This window comes from Amycolatopsis sp. M39, assembly GCF_001651785.1.
Lineage (GTDB): Bacteria > Actinomycetota > Actinomycetes > Mycobacteriales > Pseudonocardiaceae > Amycolatopsis > Amycolatopsis rubida.
The window spans coordinates 91,660-107,740 of record NZ_LWSF01000002.1; the positions used below are offsets into that span (position 1 = coordinate 91,660).

Genomic DNA, 16,081 nt, shown 5'->3' on the forward strand with positions numbered 1-16,081 from the left:
TTCCGCGGAACGGCGCAGGTCGGCGATTTCCTCCTCGGCCAGCTGCACCATCATCCGCACGCGTTCGGAGATCGCGCCGGCGCCGGCCGGGCTTGAGGTGACGCGGACCAGCGCCGCCTTCGCCTCGGACAGCTCCGACTGGGCTGTCGTCAGGGCCTTGGTGAGCTCGCCAGCGGTGGCCACCGCCTCGTCGCGGCCGTGGGAGGTCGTCGTGAGTTCGCTGGTCAGCTGGGCGATGCGGGTGTCGACCTGGTGCGGGTCGTATCCCTTCCGGGTAACAGCAAAGGCGGGGTGCTGCGGCTTCTCGGGCGCGACCATCGGGTCACCTTAGTGATCGGGGCACCTGCGGCACGTACCGCCAAACGGCTGTATTACGAAACGCGAAACCCGACGTCACGCATGGCATCCTGTCTCCTCGACCTACCGCGCGGGCGAACGGGGCAGACGCATGGACCTTTCCGCCATCGCCGCCGACCTGGCCGCGCACTGGCACGTGTACGCGACCATGCCGTTCATCGCGGCGCTCATCGGCTACCTGACCAAACGCGTCGCGATCGAGATGATGTTCCGGCCGCTCGAATTCCGCGGCATCCGGCCCTTCCTCGGCTGGCAGGGCGTCATCCCTGCCAACTCCCGGCGGATGGCCACCACCGCGGTCGACCTGCTGACCAAGAATCTCCTCGACCCGCGAGAGGTCTTCGCGCGGCTCGATCCGGAGGAAATGGTCGCGCAGCTGGAAGAACCGCTGCTGAAAGCGGTCGACGAGGTCACCCGCGAAGTGTTCGAGACTTACCAACCGCGGTTGTGGGAAATGCTGCCCGCTCGTGCGCAGCAACTGCTGGTGGACCGCGTCCGCGCGCAGGCGCCCGTGGTCGTGAAGCGGCTGATGCGGGAAGTGGCGTCGAACGTGGACGAAGTCCTCGACGTCAACGACATGCTGATCAGCGCCATGGTCCGGGACAAATCGCTCACCTGCCGGCTGATCCGGGAGGTCGCCGCGCCCGAGTTCCGGTTCATCGCGCGCAGCGGGATCGGCTTCGGATTCGTCATCGGGCTCGTCCAGCTCATCGCGTGGGCGCTCACGAAACAACCGGTGATCATGCCGATCTTCGGTTTCGTCACGGGGTTCGTCACGGACTGGCTCGCGCTCAAAATGATCTTCTACCCTCGGCAGCCGCGCCGGTTCCTGTTCTTCACCTGGCAGGGCATGTTCCAGAAACGCCGCGCGCAGGTCGCCGCGGACTACGGCGCGTTGATCGCGGAGGAAGTCCTCACCGCGGGGAACGTGCTGGAAGCCGTCCTCACCGGACCGCGTGCGGACAAGCTGTTCGCGCTCGTCACGCGGGAGGTCCAGCGGACCGTCGACGCGCAGGCCGGTCTGGCGAAACCGCTGGTCGCGCTGGCTGTCGGCGGGCGTGAGTACCAGCAGATGAAACAGGCCGCCGCGGAGAAGGCCATCGCGTATCTGCCGGAGACCGTCAAGCACGTCGAGAGTTACGCGACCGACGCGCTCGACGTCCGCAACACCATCGTCGACAAGATGCAGCAACTGACGCCGCTGGAGTTCGAGGGCATTCTCCGGCCGGCGTTCAAACAGGACGAATGGAAGCTGATCGCGGTCGGCGCGGTGATCGGCGGGCTCGTCGGCGAACTGCAGGTCCTGCTCCTCTTGGGATAATCCTGCGGCTCTGCCGTCCGTTGAGGGTGGCGGCGGGGAGGATGCGGATGAGGACGCGGGTTACCGTTCCGGTGAGCGACACGGAGGGGACGCGCGTGCACACTTTCGCCGAGCACTGGCCGGTGTACGTCTCCATGCCGTTCATCGCGGCGCTGATCGGCTACGTCACCAAGCGCGTCGCCATCGAGATGATGTTCCAGCCGCTCGNCGGCATCCGGCCCTTCCTCGGCTGGCAGGGCGTGCTGCCCGCGAACGCCGAGCGGATGGCGACGACCGCGACCGAAATGCTCACCACCAACCTCGTCGACCCGCGGGAGATCTTCGCCCGGCTCGACCCGGAGCAGGTCGCGAAGGAGATCGAACAGCCGCTGCTGCGCGTGGTCGAGGACGTCACCCGCGAGGTGATGGAGACCTACCAGCCGCGGCTGTGGGAAATGCTGCCGTCCGGCGCGCAGCAACTGCTGCTGAAACGCGTGCAGGCCGAGGCGCCGCGGGCGATCACGAAGATCATGCGCGAGATTTCCCAGAACATCGAGGACGTGCTCGACCTCAAGCACATGGTCGTCACGAACCTGGTGCGCGACAAGGCTTTGCTCAACCGGCTGATCCGCGACATCTCCCGGCCGGAAATGCGGTTCATCGCGCGCTCGGGCATCTGGTTCGGGTTCGTTCTCGGCTGTGTGCAGCTGCTGGTCTGGGCGCTGACGAAGTCGCCGATCGTGCTGCCGCTGTTCGGGCTCGGGATCGGCTGGCTGACCGACTGGCTCGCACTCAAAATGATCTTCCTGCCGCGCGAGCCGAAACGGTTCTTCGGCTTCTACAACTGGCAGGGCGTGTTCCAGAAGCGCCGCGACGAGGTGGCCGCCGACTACGGCGACATGATCGCGCGAGAGATCATCACCGTGCCGAATCTGCTGGAAGCCGTGCTGCGCGGGCCGAAATCGGACCGGCTGTTCTCGCTGATCAGCCGCGAGGTGCAGAAGACGATCGACGCGCAGGCGAGCGTCGTCAAGCCGTTCGTCGCGATCGCGGTGGGCACGAAGCGGTTCCAGGAAATGAAGCAGGTCGCCGCCGCGAAAGCCGCCGAGCGGGTGCCGGACACCATCCGGCACGCGGAGACGTACGCGATCAACGCGCTCGACGTCCGCAACACGATCGTGGACCGGATGCGCAGGCTCAGCCCGCTCGAATTCGAGCAGCTGCTGCGGCCCGCCTTCCGGCAGGACGAATGGAAGCTGATCGCGGTCGGCGCGGTGATCGGCGGGCTCGTCGGCGAGCTGCAGGCGTTGCTGCTGCTCGGTTAGGACGCGCACGCGATACGGTTTCCTTCCGGAACGGGGAGGGAGACCCGGTGAACGCGGTGCTGGACGACTTCGCGCGGCACTGGCCGGTGTACGTCTCGATGCCGTTCGTCGCCGCGCTGATCGGCTATGTCACCAAGCGCGTCGCGATCGAGATGATGTTCCGCCCGCTTGAATTCATCGGCATCCGGCCGTTGCTCGGCTGGCAGGGCGTGGTGCCGAAGCACGGCGGCCGGATGGCCGCGATCGCGACCGAACTGCTCACCGCGAACCTGCTCGACATCAAAGAGGTCTTCGCGCGCGTCGACCCGGTGATCATCACCCGCGAACTCGAACAACCGCTGCTGCGCGCGGTCGACGGGATCGCCCGCGACGTGCTCGAACAGCATCATCCGCGACTGTGGGAGGTCATGCCCACGCTCGCCCAGGAACTGCTGATCAAACAGGTGCAGGCCAGCGCGCCGCAGCTGGTGCGGGAGTTCCTTGACGAGGTCCGCGACAACCTGGACGAGGTGCTCGACGTCCGGCACATGACCGTCGAACGGCTCACCCGCGACCGCGCGCTGCTGGTCCGGTTGATCCGCGAAACGTCCCGGCCGGAGATGACGTTCATCGCGCGCGCCGGGATCGTCTTCGGCTTCGTGCTCGGTCTCGTCCAGGCGCTGGTGTGGGCGCTGACCCGGCAGCCGCTGGTGCTGCCGATCTTCGGCGGCGCGATCGGGCTGTTCACCGACTGGCTGGCGATCAAGATGATCTTCCTGCCGCGCGAGCCGGTGCGGCTGGGCCGGGTCATCCTGCAAGGCAAGTTCCAGCGGCGGCGCGCCGAGGTCGCCCGGCAATACGGCGAGCTGGTGGCCAACGAGGTGCTGACCGTCCCGAATCTGCTCGACGCCCTGCTGCGCGGCCCGAAGTCGGACCGGCTCGTGGCGATGGTCGAACGCGCTGTCGGGCACGCGGTGGACGCGCAGGTCAGCGCCGCGAAACCGGTGGTCGCGCTCGCCGTCGGGGCGCAGCGGCTGCAGGAGATGAAGCACGCCGCGGCACAGCGGGCGCTGGCTGAGCTGCCGTTGACCGCGCGCTACGCCGAGGGCTACCTGACCGAGGCGATGGACGTGGCGAAAATGGTGGAGCAGCGGATGCTCGCGCTGACGCCGCTGGAGTTCGAGGGCCTGCTGCGGCCGGCGTTCCGGCAGGACGAGTGGAAGCTGATCGCGGTCGGCGGCGTGATCGGGTTCCTGGTCGGCGAGTTGCAAGTCCTCCTCATGCTCGGCTGACTTTTCGGCGGTTGTTCGCGCCGGGCTCACTCGAACTGACTAACCTCAGTGCCGTGTCCGAGCCACCGCAGCTGCCCGCAGTCCACGAGGCCTATCTGCCCCGCGAGCACGCGCTGCATCGCCCGCGGCACGGCAAACGGCAGCTGACCGCGCTGGTCAGCGCCCTGTTGTTCTTCGTGACGCCGACCCTGCTGTGGGTCGTCGGGGTCCGGCCGAGCGAGATCGAAAACCACAAGCTCGCCGGATTCCCCAGCCTCGGCGAAGGGTTCGGGTTCTTCACCAACCTGCCCCACTGGGCGACGGACCAGCTGTCGTTCCGGGCGGGCGCGATCAACGCGGCGAACGGGATCAGCGAGGGCGTCTTCGGCGAGGCCGCACCGCTCGACCAGGGGTCCGCGTCGAACAACGGCCCGATCCCGGCCCCGCCGCTGCAGCAACCGGGCGCGCCGAACACCGGCCCGACGCTGCCGAGCACCCCGGGTTCCAGCCAGGCCGGATACCGCAAGGTGGTCCAGGGTGCCGACGGCTGGCTGTACTACGGCTACGACTCCGAAGCGAAGTGCACGCCGGCCCAGGACATCGACACCACGATGAAGCGGATCGACGAACTGCGCGCGGCGGTCGAGGCGTCCGGCCGGAAGTTCGTCTTCGTGGTGACACCGGACAAGACGACGATGGTGCCGCAGTTCCTGCCCGAGAGCTACCCAGGCAAGGAATGTTCGCAGGCCGCCTCGCCGAACGACTGGTACAAGATCACCACCGAAGGGCATTCGCTCGACCTTCGCCCGCAACTCGCCGCCGAAGCGACCAGGGTCGGCCACCCGATCTACGCCCCCAACGACACGCACTGGCGCGACGAAGGCGGCCTCGTCCTGACCCGCGCACTCGCCGACACGATCAAGCCGGGCACGACGAACAGCTGGCTGAGCGCCCCGGACGGCCAGTACGACGCGGTCGCGGACCTGCCGCTGCTGCTCGGGCAAACCGGCGTCAAGACGAACACCCGCTACAACCTGCGCCCGGACGGCGTCACCGACCGCGCGGGGGAATTCATCGGCAGCATCGATCAGCCGGTGCACCGCTCGGCGCCGCCGATCGTCGGCACGATCGACCAGCCGACGTTGGTCTACGGAGACTCGTTCAGCCTCGCGTCGTCGCGGTATCTGGAGGCGGCGTTCACGAATCTCACGTATTTGGCGTATTCGACGGACAAGACGCCGCAGTCGCAGGCGGTGGACCAGTTCGTGAACTCGCACGTGGTGGTGCTGCAAGCCGTGGAACGGAATGTGGCCGGCGGGTTGGTGCCCTTTACTGACGAGGGCTTTATCGCGGCGGTGAAGAGCGCGTTGGCGCAGCATCCGATCCGGTAGCGGACGGGTGGGCTTGGCGGTGCGCCAGGAGCCCGGCTAGGTGCTGATCGCTCCATTCGCGCTTGGCGTCGATGACCGGCAGGAGACTGCGGCCGAGGCCGGTCGGCTCGTAGATGACGTGAGGCGGGTTGGCCTGGTGGTCGGTGCGGGTCAGGAGACCGTCGCGGGTCATGGTCGCGCGGGGTTTCGGTCAGGACTTTGGCGCTGCTGATCCCCGGGTTTTGCCGGAGGTCGCTGAAGCGCCGCGGGCCGTCAAGCAACGCGACGACGCCATTCCCGGTCCACCTGCCGCCTACGTGGAAGGGGAAGGCAGCCATCGGGCACGCCGGGTCCAGTTTCGTTGAAGTACCAGTTTCCGTAGATATCGTCCAGCCCACGGTGCCGAACAGCGAAACGGTCCGCTCGTGGTTTTCAGTGCTGGCGGGCTTGCGGTAGTCGCTGACGCGCTGTGTCGAGGACGCCCAGTGGTCGGAGTGGTTCGCGACCCCGGCAGGCACAAAAAACTGTCTGCCCGGAGAGAGGGGGGCACGGTCGTGAATGCCGTGACGCCGTTTACTGCCCCGCCCGAATCGTTCGACGACTTCAGGCTGCGCGGGGGTCGAGGGTGATCGAAATCGGGCTCGCCGCGACTCTGCGCACCAGCAGCACACGACTCTACGAGGACACCGCGGCATTCCCCGCTTTCTTGCGTCCCTTCGCCGAAGCACGGATGAAGGGCCTGGCAGGAACAAGCCGCGGCGGTGGACTGGCTGGTCATCACGCCGCCGCCCGGGTTGTCGCTCGAAGCACCCGGCGACCGGCAAGTACCGGCTTGCGGGCGAGGTGCTCGATCGGCGAACGTCCCATTGTCCTATGCGGACCTCGCGACAGCAGTCCTTGACCTGGTCGAGGCACCAACTCGGTCTCGCCAGCAGGTGGCCGTGTACCACTAGCCGACCGGAACCGGGGCCGCTTCCACCGGGCTCGTCCGCACCCCGCGCCGACGGTCGCGCGCCCACGCGATCACCCGGCACACCAGATAGATCAAGAACGAAATCGACGTCACGAACGCGCTCACCGGCAACCCCGGGGCCAGCGAAAGCACGATGCCGCCCAAGGCGGAAACCTCTGCGAACACCACCGACAACACCGTGGCGCGCAATGGGCTAGCGGTCACCCGGGCGGCAGCCGCGGCGGGGGTCACCATCAAAGCGACCACCAGGAGCGACCCGACCACCTGCACGCTCAGCGCCGTCGCAACCCCGACCAGCAGGGAGAACAGCACCGTCAGCGTCTTGACCGGGACCCCGCGTGCCTCGGCCACTGACCGGTCGACACTGGCGAACAGGAGCGGGCGGTAGATCATCGCCAGCACCGCCAGCACCGCCGCGGCGGAGATGACCAAGGCGGTCAGGTTCGTGCTGTCCACGGTGATGATCTGACCGGTCAGGATGCCGAACTTATTCGCTGACCGTCCTTTGTAGAACGACAGCAGCAGGACGCCCATGCCCAGTCCGAAGGACAGGATCACACCGATCACCGAATCGCGGTCGGCGTCGCGGATGCCCAGGATTCCCAGCAGCAGCGCGGCAGCGACGGCACCGGCCAGTGCGCCGTATTCCACTCCGACACCCAGCAGCAGTGCGCCTGCCGCGCCGGTGAAGGCCAGTTCGGACGTGCCGTGCACCGCGAAAGACATGCGGCGCATCACGATCAGCGGGCCGAGCACGCCGGCCAGCAAACCGAGCACCGCGGCCGCGATCAGGGCGATGCGGACGCTGTCCAGTTCCGCGATCAGCTCCCCCGTCTTGGCGAAGTCGAACATGCCGTCCAAGGCTCAGCCCACTGCTTCCTGCTCGTGGTGATGCGGTTCGTCCTCGCACAGCGCACTCTGCGCACCGGCGATGTGGATCTGCCCGCCGACGCGCAGCACCTCGATCTTCGTTCCGTACAGATCCGACAGCGTCTCCGAGGTCATCACCTCGTCCGGCTTGCCGATCCGGAACTGGCCGTTCACCAGGTACAGCACGCGGTCGACGAACTGCAGGACCGGGTTGATCTCGTGCGTCACGAACAGCACCGCGGACCCGGCCTCGCGCCGGCGAGCGTCGATCAACTCGCTGACCGCGCGCTGGTGCGCCAGGTCCAGCGACAGCAGCGGTTCGTCGCACAGCAACACCGTCGGGTCGCCGACCAGCGCCTGTGCCACTCGCAATCGTTGCTGCTCGCCGCCGGAAAGCCGACCGACCGGCTGTTTCGCGTAGCGCGTCCCGCCGACTGATTCGATCACTTCGGCGACCCGGCGCTTCCGCGCGCGCATACCGACCAGTCCCGGACCCCAGCGGTGCCCGTCCAAGCCGAGGCCGACCAGGTCGACGCCGCGCAGCGCGAGCGAATCGTCGATCGCGCGCTGCTGCGGGATGTAGCCGACCTTGCGGTTCGCCCCTCCCGGCCGCCCGCCCGCGATTTCCACCGTGCCCGCCGACAGCGACTGCATGCCCAGCAGCGCCTTGAGGAAGCTGCTCTTGCCGGAACCGTTCGGGCCGAGGACGGCCAGGAATTCGCCCGGCTCGACGTCCAGGTCCAAACCGGACCAGAGGGTACGGTCGCCGAAGGCGAGCCCGGCCCCGCGCACGCGGACCGCGGGGCCGGCTTCCGGAAGCTGGACGGACATCAGCTGTTCAGAGCCCCCGACAGCGAGTCCACATCCTTGGTCATCCAGTCAATGTAGCCCGTGACGTTCGCCGGGAGCGTCTCGGATACATCGACCACCGCGACCCCGGACGCCTTCGCGTCGGCGACTGCCTGCTTGGTCAGCGGGGTGACCGTCTGCACGTTGTTGACCAGCGCCTTCACCTGCTTCTCCTTGATCAGCTTGGTGAACTCGGAGACCGCCGCGGCGGGCACGTCGGTCTCGTTCTCGATCGCGTCGGAGAAGGCCTTCGGGGTGGCGTCGCCGATGTTCGCGGTCTTGAGCAGGTAGTGCGCGACCGGTTCGGTGACGACGACCTTCGTGTCCGGGTGCGCGGCGCCCAGCGCGGAGGCCTTCTTGATCAGGCCGTCGACCTGGCCCTTGAAGGCCTTGGCGTTTTCGTCGAACTTCTGCTTCGACGCGGGCTGGATCTCGCCGAGCGCGGCCGCGACCTGGTCGGCGACCTTCTCGACGCCCGGCAGGTCGTACCAGACGTGCTCGTTCTCCTCGCCCGGCTTGGCGATGTCGTAGGCGACCAGCTTCTTCGCCGAAGCCGCCTCGCCCGACAGCTTGGTGAAGAACTCGTCGTACCCGCCGCCGTTGGCCAGCGTCAGCTGCGCCTTCTTGGCGGCGAGCGCGTCGTCGGCGGTCGATTCGTACGAGTGCGGGTCAGCGGAAGGATCGTGAATGATCGACGTGACCTGCACTTTGTCGCCTCCGACGGCGGACACGACGCTGCCCCAGACGTCGGTGGAGGCGACGACCTTCACCTGGTCGCCCGTTCCCCCTCCCGCGCCGGAACCGGACGAGGACGACGTGCTGGAGCACGCGCCGAGCGCGAACACAGCCAAAGCCGACGCGGCGGCGAGGACGCTCGTGGTACGGCGGGAAGTCATCGGGCACTCCTGGGTCGAACTGCTAATGGAAACCGTTGTCAGATTCACTTTACCCCATCCGAACGGCGAGCCTCACTCCACCGGGTGGCCGAGCGCGCTCTTCATCACCGAACGGATCGAGACGCTCACCACAGGGGTGTCGCTTCTGGAAAACGATCTGAACCGTTACGGTTTGCGGATGGGCCGTCCTATTCGCACCCGGAGGCAGGCGACATTGGCGTCGCTCGCGGCGGAACTCGGGGTGTCCAGGACCACCGTGTCCAACGCCTACAACCGCCCGGATCAGCTGTCCCCCGAACTGCGCCGCAGGGTGCTCGAAACCGCGCGGCGACTCGGCTACCCCGGACCGGACCCGGTCGCGCGCTCGCTGCGCACCCGCAAGGCGGGCGCGGTCGGGCTGCTGCTGACCGAGAACCTTTCCTACGCCTTCCGCGACCCGGCCGCCGTCGGCGTGCTCGAAGGACTCGCGCTGGCCTGCGAGGACGCGGGCGTCGGCCTGCATCTCGTGCCGGCCAGCCCCGGTCGCGAGGACCTCGCCGCGGTGCACCGCGCGGGCGTGGACGGGTTCGTCGTGTACTCCGTGCCGGACGACGACCCGCATCTCGCGGCCGTCCTCGAACGGCCGGTGCCGACGGTGATCATCGACCAGCCCCGGATCGAGGGCGTGGACCGCGTCGGCCCGGACGACGCGGCCGCCGTCACCCAGCTCGCCGACCATCTGGTGGCGCTCGGTCACCGGCAGGTCGGCGTCCTCTGCATGCGGCTCGGCCGCGAGCGCAACGACGACTTCGTGACTTCCGAACGCCAGAGCGGCGCGCACTTCCACGTGCAGCGCACCCGGTTGGAGGCGCTGGCGACGGCGTTCTCCTCGGCAGGCGTCGACTGGGCGACCGTTCCCGTGGTCGAGCGCTTCGACCACACGGTGGACGACGGCGCCTCTGCCGCACGTCAGCTGCTGGACGCGTATCCGCAGGTCACCGCCTTGGTCTGCACATCGGACATTCTCGCGCTCGGTGCGCTGGCCGAGGCCGCGCGACGCGGGCTGCGGGTGCCGCTCGATCTGACGGTGACCGGGTTCGACGGCATCGCCGAGGCTGAGCGTTCGGGACTCACGACGGTGCATCAGCCGGTGCTGGAGAAGGGCAAGGTGGCCGGGCGGCTGCTGCTCAGCGCACCTGAGCGGGTCGGGCCGAAGGTGATCACGCTGCCGACTGAGCTGCGGATCGGCAGGACGTCGGCACCGCCGCGGACGGTCGAGGAGCCCTGGTTCGGCGGCTGAGCCACCCCCAGCCTTTGCCGTGATTTCCCGCCCACCGCATTGTGCCCGCGGCCCCGGCCCGGTTCCATGGGACGGAACCGCCCGCGTCCCGCGGGAAAGCGCAGGCCGAAAGGTGCCCCATGACCTCCATCGACGTGCTGCTCAAGCGTAATCAGGAAATCGGGAACATCGTTCCCGGCGACCGGTCCTCCCCCAAGCCGTCGTTGCAGGTGTCGATCCTGACCTGCATGGATGCCCGGATCCGGGTGTTCGAGATCTTCGGCCTGCTGCAGGGCGAGGCGCACGTGCTGCGCAACGCGGGCGGTGTGGTCACCGACGACATGATCCGTTCGCTCGCGCTCAGCCAGCGCAAGCTCGGCACCCGCGAGGTGCTGATCGTCCAGCACACCGACTGCGGCCTCTCCACGGTCACCGAGGACGAGTTCAAGGACGAGCTGGAGTCCGCGACCGGACTGCGGCCGACCTGGGCGGTCGAGGCGTTCCGCAAGGTCGAGGACAGCGTGCGCACCTCGATGGAGCGCGCCCGGCGCAGCGACTTCCTCCTGCACAACGACAACGTGCGCGGATTCGTCTACGACGTGAAGGCCGGGAGCCTGACCGAGGTCAAGTAAGCGCCGTCGTATTCAATGGCGGGGTGGGCCTAGATACCGATGTTCTGATCGATTGGTTCGCCGACGTCGGCCGGGACCTGCCGTGGCGGGAGCCGGACTGCTCGGCCTGGGGCGTGCTGGTCAGCGAAATCATGCTCCAGCAGACGCCGGTCTCGCGCGTCCAGCCGATCTGGCTGGAGTGGATGGCCCGCTGGCCGGTGCCCTCCGCGCTGGCCGCGGAGACCACCGGCGAGGTCGTGCGCGCGTGGGGCAAGCTCGGCTACCCGCGTCGCGCGCTTCGGCTGCACGCCGCCGCCACCGTCATTGCGCAGGAGCACGGCGACGTCGTGCCGTCCGATGTGGACACGCTGCTCGCGTTGCCCGGCATCGGCGCGTACACGGCGCGCGCGGTGGCCGCGTTCGCGTACGGCAAGCGCGCGCCGGTGGTGGACACGAACGTCCGTCGGGTGGTCGCGCGCGCCGTTCATGGCGCGGGTGATGCGGGCCCGGCGTCGAATACCCGCGACATGGCGGACGTCGAGGCGATGCTTCCCGCCGAGGATGCGCCTGCGGCGAAGCTGTCCGCGGCGCTGATGGAGCTGGGCGCGCTGATCTGCACCGCCCGGTCGCCGAAGTGCGCGGACTGCCCGATTTACGACGAATGCAAGTGGCAGCACAACGGCCGTCCCGAATACGCGGGTCCGGCCAAGCCGGTGCAGAAGTTCGCCGGCACCGACCGGCAGGTGCGCGGGCTGCTGCTGGACGTCCTGCGCGGTGCCGAGGGGCCGGTCGAAAAGGCGCGGCTGGACCTGGTGTGGCACGAATCCGGGCAGCGCGACCGGTGCCTGGATTCGCTGCTCGTGGACGGCCTGCTGGAGCAAACCCGCGACGGGCTGTTCGCGCTTCCCGGGGAACACTGACGCACTACGACGAAAGTCGGCAAAAAGTTGTCCCCTCCCGGGCACCGGGTTAGCTTTCCCCCGTCGCACTTGCAGGCTGAGGAGTTCCGCATGGGGGAAGCAACACGTCGTACCGTCCTGAAGGGCGGCCTCACCGCCACTGCCGTGGGCGCTCTGGGCTTCTCCTCGGCGCGGTCCGCGGCGGCCGCGACCACGCCGACCATTCACTCGACGGCCGAGTGGAACGCCCGGCCCGCGTCGGGCGCGATCGTGGTGGAGAACCACAAGCCGACGTACATCGTCGTGCACCACACCGTCGATCCCGGCAACAACACCGACTACTCGCTGGCGCACGCGCTGCAGATCTCGCGGGACATCCAGAACTTCCACATGGACACCCGCGGCTGGATCGACACCGGCCAGCAGTTCACCAACAGCCGCGGCGGCTTCGTCACCGAGGGGCGCCACCGCAGTCTCGAAATCCTGCGCGGCGGGAAGCAGCACGTGCAGGGCGCGAACGTCGGCAACCACAACAGCGAATGCCTCGGCATCGAGAATGAGGGCCTCTACAGCACGGTCGACGTGCCGGTGGCGCTCTGGAACTCGCTCGTGCAGCTGATCGCCTACATCGCGCACCAATACGGCATCACCCCCGAGTTCATCAAGGGCCACCGCGATTTCAACTCGACCGAGTGCTGCGGCCAGGTGCTCTACGACCGGCTTCCGGAGCTGCGCACGGCGGTCGGCCAGCAGCTCGGCCTGTCCGTCGCCAGGCTCGAAGCACCGGAGTGGCCGCTGCTCAAACCGGGTGACACCGGGCCGCAGGTGATGACCGCGCAACGCTTCCTGCGTGCCGCCGGGTTCGGCGTGCCCACCGACGGCGTGTTCGGCACGGCGACCGCGGCCGCCGTGTCCGCGCTGGCCGCCGAGCACGGGCTTTCCCGCGACAGTTGCACCGCGGCCCGGGCCAGCGACGAATCCGGTTACCTCGGCTCCGACGTCTGGCCGCTGATCGTGCCGCGCGGGCGGTCAGCGGCGGCCTGGCGGAGCGAGCTGAGCAAGGAGTGAAGGGCAGGCACGTGCGCTGGTGAGGGTGGCGCACGGGTCGGGTTCTCGTGAGTGTTTATGCCGGTTCTAACCGGCATAAACACTCACGAGGACAGGAACGCCTCCACCGCGCCGCGATAGGTCTCCGGAGCCTCGGCGTGCGGCAGATGCGCCGCCCCCGCGACGACCACATGCCGCGCACCGGGCACCCGCGCCGCGACCTCGGCTTGTTGACCAGCGGGCATCGCGGTGTGCTCGCCCTCGACCAGCAACAGCGGACAGCGGATACCGTCCACAATGGACCAATAGTCGCGGCGGCCCCATTCGGCGGCGATCTCGTACAGGTTCTCCAGGTCGGCGACCAGGTGATAGCCGTCCTCGCGTTCCTCGACGCATTCGGTGAAGTAGTCGCCCGCTGCGCCGAAGAACTCGCGCACGTGCGCCAGCGATTCGAACGGCACCGGCCAGCTCTCGAAGTAGCCGCGCCAGGTCTCGACGGTGCGTCCGCGCTGGTCCGGCGCGAAATCCTCGCTGACCACCGCACGCACCAGCTCCGGGTGTTTCGCCGCAGTCGCCCACGCGTGCAGTCCGCCCATCGAATGCCCGATCAGCACGGACGGACCGACCTCGGCCAGCACGTCCGCGACGTCCTCGGCGAACTGCTCGGTGGTCCACGGGCCCGTGTGCGGCGCACGGCCGTGCCCACGGGCGTCGAGAGCGCGCACCCGGCCGTATCGCTTGAGCCATTGCGCGACCGTCCACCACGTGCGAGCGCGGCCCATCAGCCCGTGCAACAGCAAGATCGACACGCCAGAGCGTTCGTCGCCGCCGAAGTCGATCAGGCCTGGTCGCATTAATCCTCCCGGGTTTTCCCGGCTACATCATCACAAATCTGCCCCTAGGGTGAAGGAATGCGCAGCCGCCAGCCCGCCGTCCTCGCCCTCGCCGGCGTGCTTGCGCTGTCCGCGTGCAGCCCTGCCGAACCCGTCGCACCGCTGCCGCCCATGCATCCGGCACCAGGCGCGAGCAGCGCGGGCGACCCGTATTTCCCGGAAGACGGCAACGGCGGCTACGACGCCCTCGACTACCACGTCGACGTCAGCTACGACCCGCCGAGCGGCCGCCTCGACGGCGACACCACGGTCTCCGCGAAAGCCACCCAAGACCTCAGCCGCTTCGACTTCGACCTGCGCGGGCTGGACGTCGCCTCGGTGGAGATCGACGGGAAACCGGCGAAGTACAGCCGGGAGAAGAACAAACTGGTCGTGGCTCCCGCCGAACCGCTGCGGTCGGGTTCGACGTTCCGGACACGCGTGCGCTATTCGGGTATTCCGGCGAAAACCCCGCACGACGGCGGGTCGGAGAATGGCTGGGCCCGCTCCGAGGACGGCGGCGCGTACCTGGTCGGCGAGCCGCATTCGGCGTCGTTCTGGTATCCGGTCAACGAAACCCCGCGCGACAAAGCGACCTTCACGCTGACCGCGCACGTGCCCACCGGCTGGACGGTCCTGTCCAACGGCCGGGAGCAAGCCACCGGCGCCAAGGACGGCACAACCACCACGACGTGGGCGGATCCGAATCCGGTGGCCAGCTATCTGACCACGATCGCGATCGACAAGTTCACCGTCCAGCGGTCCACGCTCCCGGACGGCACGCCGATCGTTTCCGGCTACGCGCCCGGTGCCGAAGCCCGCGAGGCCACCGGCGACCGGCTGCCGGAGGTGATTTCGTTCCTGGAGAGCAAGTTCGGCACATACCCGCAGAGCGCGGCCGGCGGGATCTACCTCGACGAGGACATCCACTTCTCCCTGGAAACGCAAACCCGTCCCACTTATGCGAAATGGGCGGAAATCCTGACTTTGGTGCACGAGAACGCGCACCAGTGGTTCGGCGATTCGGTGTCGCTCAACTCGTGGGCGGACATCTGCCTGAACGAATGCTTCGCGTCGTACGCGCAGTGGATGTGGGGCGAACGCGAGGGCCAGAACCTGGACGACCGCTACCGCGCGGCCGTCGAGATCACCAAGAGCAGCACGGATTTCTGGGGCCAGAAGCTCGTCGACATGGGGCCGGAGCACCTGTTCGAAGGCGCGTACGACAAAGGCATCCTCGCGGTGCACGCGCTGCGCCGGGAGCTGGGCGAGCCGGGGTTCGAGAAGGTGCTGCACGAATGGGTGGGCCAGCATCGCAACAGCAACGCCACGTGGGCGGACTTCGAGAAACTCGTGTCGAAGGTCGCCGGACGCGATCTGAGCGGATTCCTCGACGACTGGTTCCACGGGTCGAAACTGCCGTCGGACACCGATCTCTACCCAGGCGCGTTGCGGCCGTGACTGCCGAGCAACGACCTGGTCAGGCTGCTTGCTGCGAGAGTCGTTCATCTCGGTTAGGGCCGCGCCCAGTCCGGGGTCGCCCACCCGCACTGGTTCGTCGGGCCGAAGCGCCAGCCCGGCGAAGCAGTTCCTTCATGAACGACGCCGTGACGCCTTCCGTCACCTCGACCACGGGCTCAGGTCTGCCGTCAGCTCCAGCTCACGCGAGTACAGCCGGAGCAGCGCTTCGCGTCCGGCAGCGGCACCTCCACCGCCAAGTCGACCGGGCCGGGCCGGTCGGCCAGCGCTTTCTCCAAGCTGCTCGCCCGATTGGCGGTAAGCAGGAAGGTGACATCCGCAGGTCCAGCCCCGTTCCTGCCCGACGTAACCCGAACGCGGGGTCGCGTCCGCGTAATCAAACACAGCCCGTCAGGTACCGCACGGTGCGCGTTTTCCCGGTTCCAGGCGGACCGTGCAGCAGCAGGCCGCGCTTCAGATGCTGACCCGCCTCGGCCAGCGCCGGTTCGGCGATGCCGCAAGTGTGCCGTTCGACCGCTTCGAGGACGCCCTCCGGCAGCACCACATCTTCCTTGCCCAGCTCCGGCCGCGGTTCGTCGTTGCGGTGCTCACTCAGGCCGGTCCGGCGGTTCACCTGTCCGTACTGCGGGACCGAGCCGCGCACGCCGACCAGCACCGGGGCACCGTCCGGTGCGACCCTTCGTACCCGCGCAGACCGCCGGCAATGCCGAACCAGTCGGTGCCTA

15 protein-coding genes are annotated in these 16,081 nt (G+C 68.2%); 9 read left to right on the forward strand and 6 right to left on the reverse strand.

Translation table 11 applies throughout. The features are described 5' to 3' along the window. The first annotated feature begins 448 nt into the window (after positions 1 to 448). From A4R44_RS05140 to A4R44_RS05155, 4 genes are all read left to right on the forward strand, one after another. Positions 449 to 1,678: a DUF445 family protein gene (locus tag A4R44_RS05140; RefSeq protein WP_067576828.1), complete on the forward strand. Its 1,230-nt coding sequence runs from the start codon at positions 449 to 451 to the stop codon at positions 1,676 to 1,678. A 134-nt stretch (positions 1,679 to 1,812) separates the two neighbouring features. Then, entirely contained in the window at positions 1,813 to 2,982 is a 1,170-nt protein-coding gene (locus A4R44_RS05145; RefSeq protein WP_067578023.1) for a DUF445 family protein, read from the forward strand. Between the two features lie 47 nt (positions 2,983 to 3,029). Then, positions 3,030 to 4,253 carry a DUF445 domain-containing protein gene (locus A4R44_RS05150; RefSeq protein WP_067576830.1) on the forward strand — a complete coding sequence of 408 codons (1,224 nt, stop codon included), beginning with the start codon at positions 3,030 to 3,032 and terminating at the stop codon, positions 4,251 to 4,253. Positions 4,254 to 4,306: 53 nt separating this feature from the next. Then, positions 4,307 to 5,623 carry a hypothetical protein gene (locus A4R44_RS05155; RefSeq protein ID WP_067576834.1) on the forward strand — a complete coding sequence of 439 codons (1,317 nt, stop codon included), beginning with the start codon at positions 4,307 to 4,309 and terminating at the stop codon, positions 5,621 to 5,623. Here the strand turns inward: A4R44_RS05155 and A4R44_RS52210 are convergent. The 4 genes from A4R44_RS52210 to A4R44_RS05170 form a co-directional block, all read right to left on the reverse strand. Further along, entirely contained in the window at positions 5,577 to 5,795 is a 219-nt protein-coding gene (locus A4R44_RS52210; RefSeq protein ID WP_198545175.1) for a winged helix-turn-helix transcriptional regulator, read from the reverse strand. The two genes, A4R44_RS05155 and A4R44_RS52210, sit on opposite strands and share 47 nt — an antisense overlap. Positions 5,796 to 6,551: 756 nt before the next feature. After that, positions 6,552 to 7,436 carry a metal ABC transporter permease gene (locus A4R44_RS05160; RefSeq protein WP_067576836.1) on the reverse strand — a complete coding sequence of 295 codons (885 nt, stop codon included), beginning with the start codon at positions 7,434 to 7,436 and terminating at the stop codon, positions 6,552 to 6,554. A gap of 3 nt (positions 7,437 to 7,439) precedes the next feature. Next, positions 7,440 to 8,276: a metal ABC transporter ATP-binding protein gene (locus tag A4R44_RS05165; protein WP_067576838.1), complete on the reverse strand. Its 837-nt coding sequence runs from the start codon at positions 8,274 to 8,276 to the stop codon at positions 7,440 to 7,442. Next, positions 8,276 to 9,190 carry a metal ABC transporter solute-binding protein, Zn/Mn family gene (locus A4R44_RS05170; RefSeq protein ID WP_067576840.1) on the reverse strand — a complete coding sequence of 305 codons (915 nt, stop codon included), beginning with the start codon at positions 9,188 to 9,190 and terminating at the stop codon, positions 8,276 to 8,278. Before A4R44_RS05170 ends, A4R44_RS05165 begins: the two co-directional genes overlap by 1 nt. Positions 9,191 to 9,368: 178 nt before the next feature. On the opposite strand from A4R44_RS05170, the gene A4R44_RS05175 reads away from it, so the two are divergent. The 4 genes from A4R44_RS05175 to A4R44_RS05190 all read left to right on the forward strand — a co-directional run bounded on the left by A4R44_RS05175 (position 9,369) and on the right by A4R44_RS05190 (position 13,026). Continuing rightward, positions 9,369 to 10,469 carry a LacI family DNA-binding transcriptional regulator gene (locus A4R44_RS05175; RefSeq protein ID WP_067578025.1) on the forward strand — a complete coding sequence of 367 codons (1,101 nt, stop codon included), beginning with the start codon at positions 9,369 to 9,371 and terminating at the stop codon, positions 10,467 to 10,469. Positions 10,470 to 10,588: 119 nt separating this feature from the next. Beyond that, positions 10,589 to 11,080, forward strand: a complete 492-nt coding sequence (locus A4R44_RS05180) for a carbonic anhydrase (RefSeq protein WP_067576842.1) — start codon at positions 10,589 to 10,591, stop codon at positions 11,078 to 11,080. A gap of 23 nt (positions 11,081 to 11,103) precedes the next feature. Further along, entirely contained in the window at positions 11,104 to 11,979 is an 876-nt protein-coding gene (locus A4R44_RS05185) for an A/G-specific adenine glycosylase (RefSeq protein WP_067576844.1), read from the forward strand. A 90-nt stretch (positions 11,980 to 12,069) separates the two neighbouring features. Beyond that, positions 12,070 to 13,026 (forward strand): peptidoglycan recognition family protein, encoded by a 957-nt coding sequence (locus A4R44_RS05190; RefSeq protein WP_067576846.1) that lies wholly within the window; start codon positions 12,070 to 12,072, stop codon positions 13,024 to 13,026. A gap of 83 nt (positions 13,027 to 13,109) precedes the next feature. Here the strand turns inward: A4R44_RS05190 and A4R44_RS05195 are convergent, their stop codons facing one another. Next, on the reverse strand, positions 13,110 to 13,859 hold the full coding sequence (locus A4R44_RS05195) for an alpha/beta fold hydrolase (protein ID WP_198545176.1): 750 nt from the start codon (positions 13,857 to 13,859) through the stop codon (positions 13,110 to 13,112). A 57-nt stretch (positions 13,860 to 13,916) separates the two neighbouring features. Between A4R44_RS05195 and A4R44_RS05200 the strand changes: the two genes are divergently transcribed. Next, complete coding sequence (locus A4R44_RS05200; RefSeq protein ID WP_067576848.1) at positions 13,917 to 15,338, forward strand: M1 family metallopeptidase; 1,422 nt, start codon at positions 13,917 to 13,919, stop codon at positions 15,336 to 15,338. A gap of 394 nt (positions 15,339 to 15,732) precedes the next feature. Here the strand turns inward: A4R44_RS05200 and A4R44_RS48805 are convergent, their stop codons facing one another. After that, entirely contained in the window at positions 15,733 to 16,011 is a 279-nt protein-coding gene (locus tag A4R44_RS48805) for a hypothetical protein (RefSeq protein WP_067576850.1), read from the reverse strand. Positions 16,012 to 16,081 lie beyond the last annotated feature (70 nt).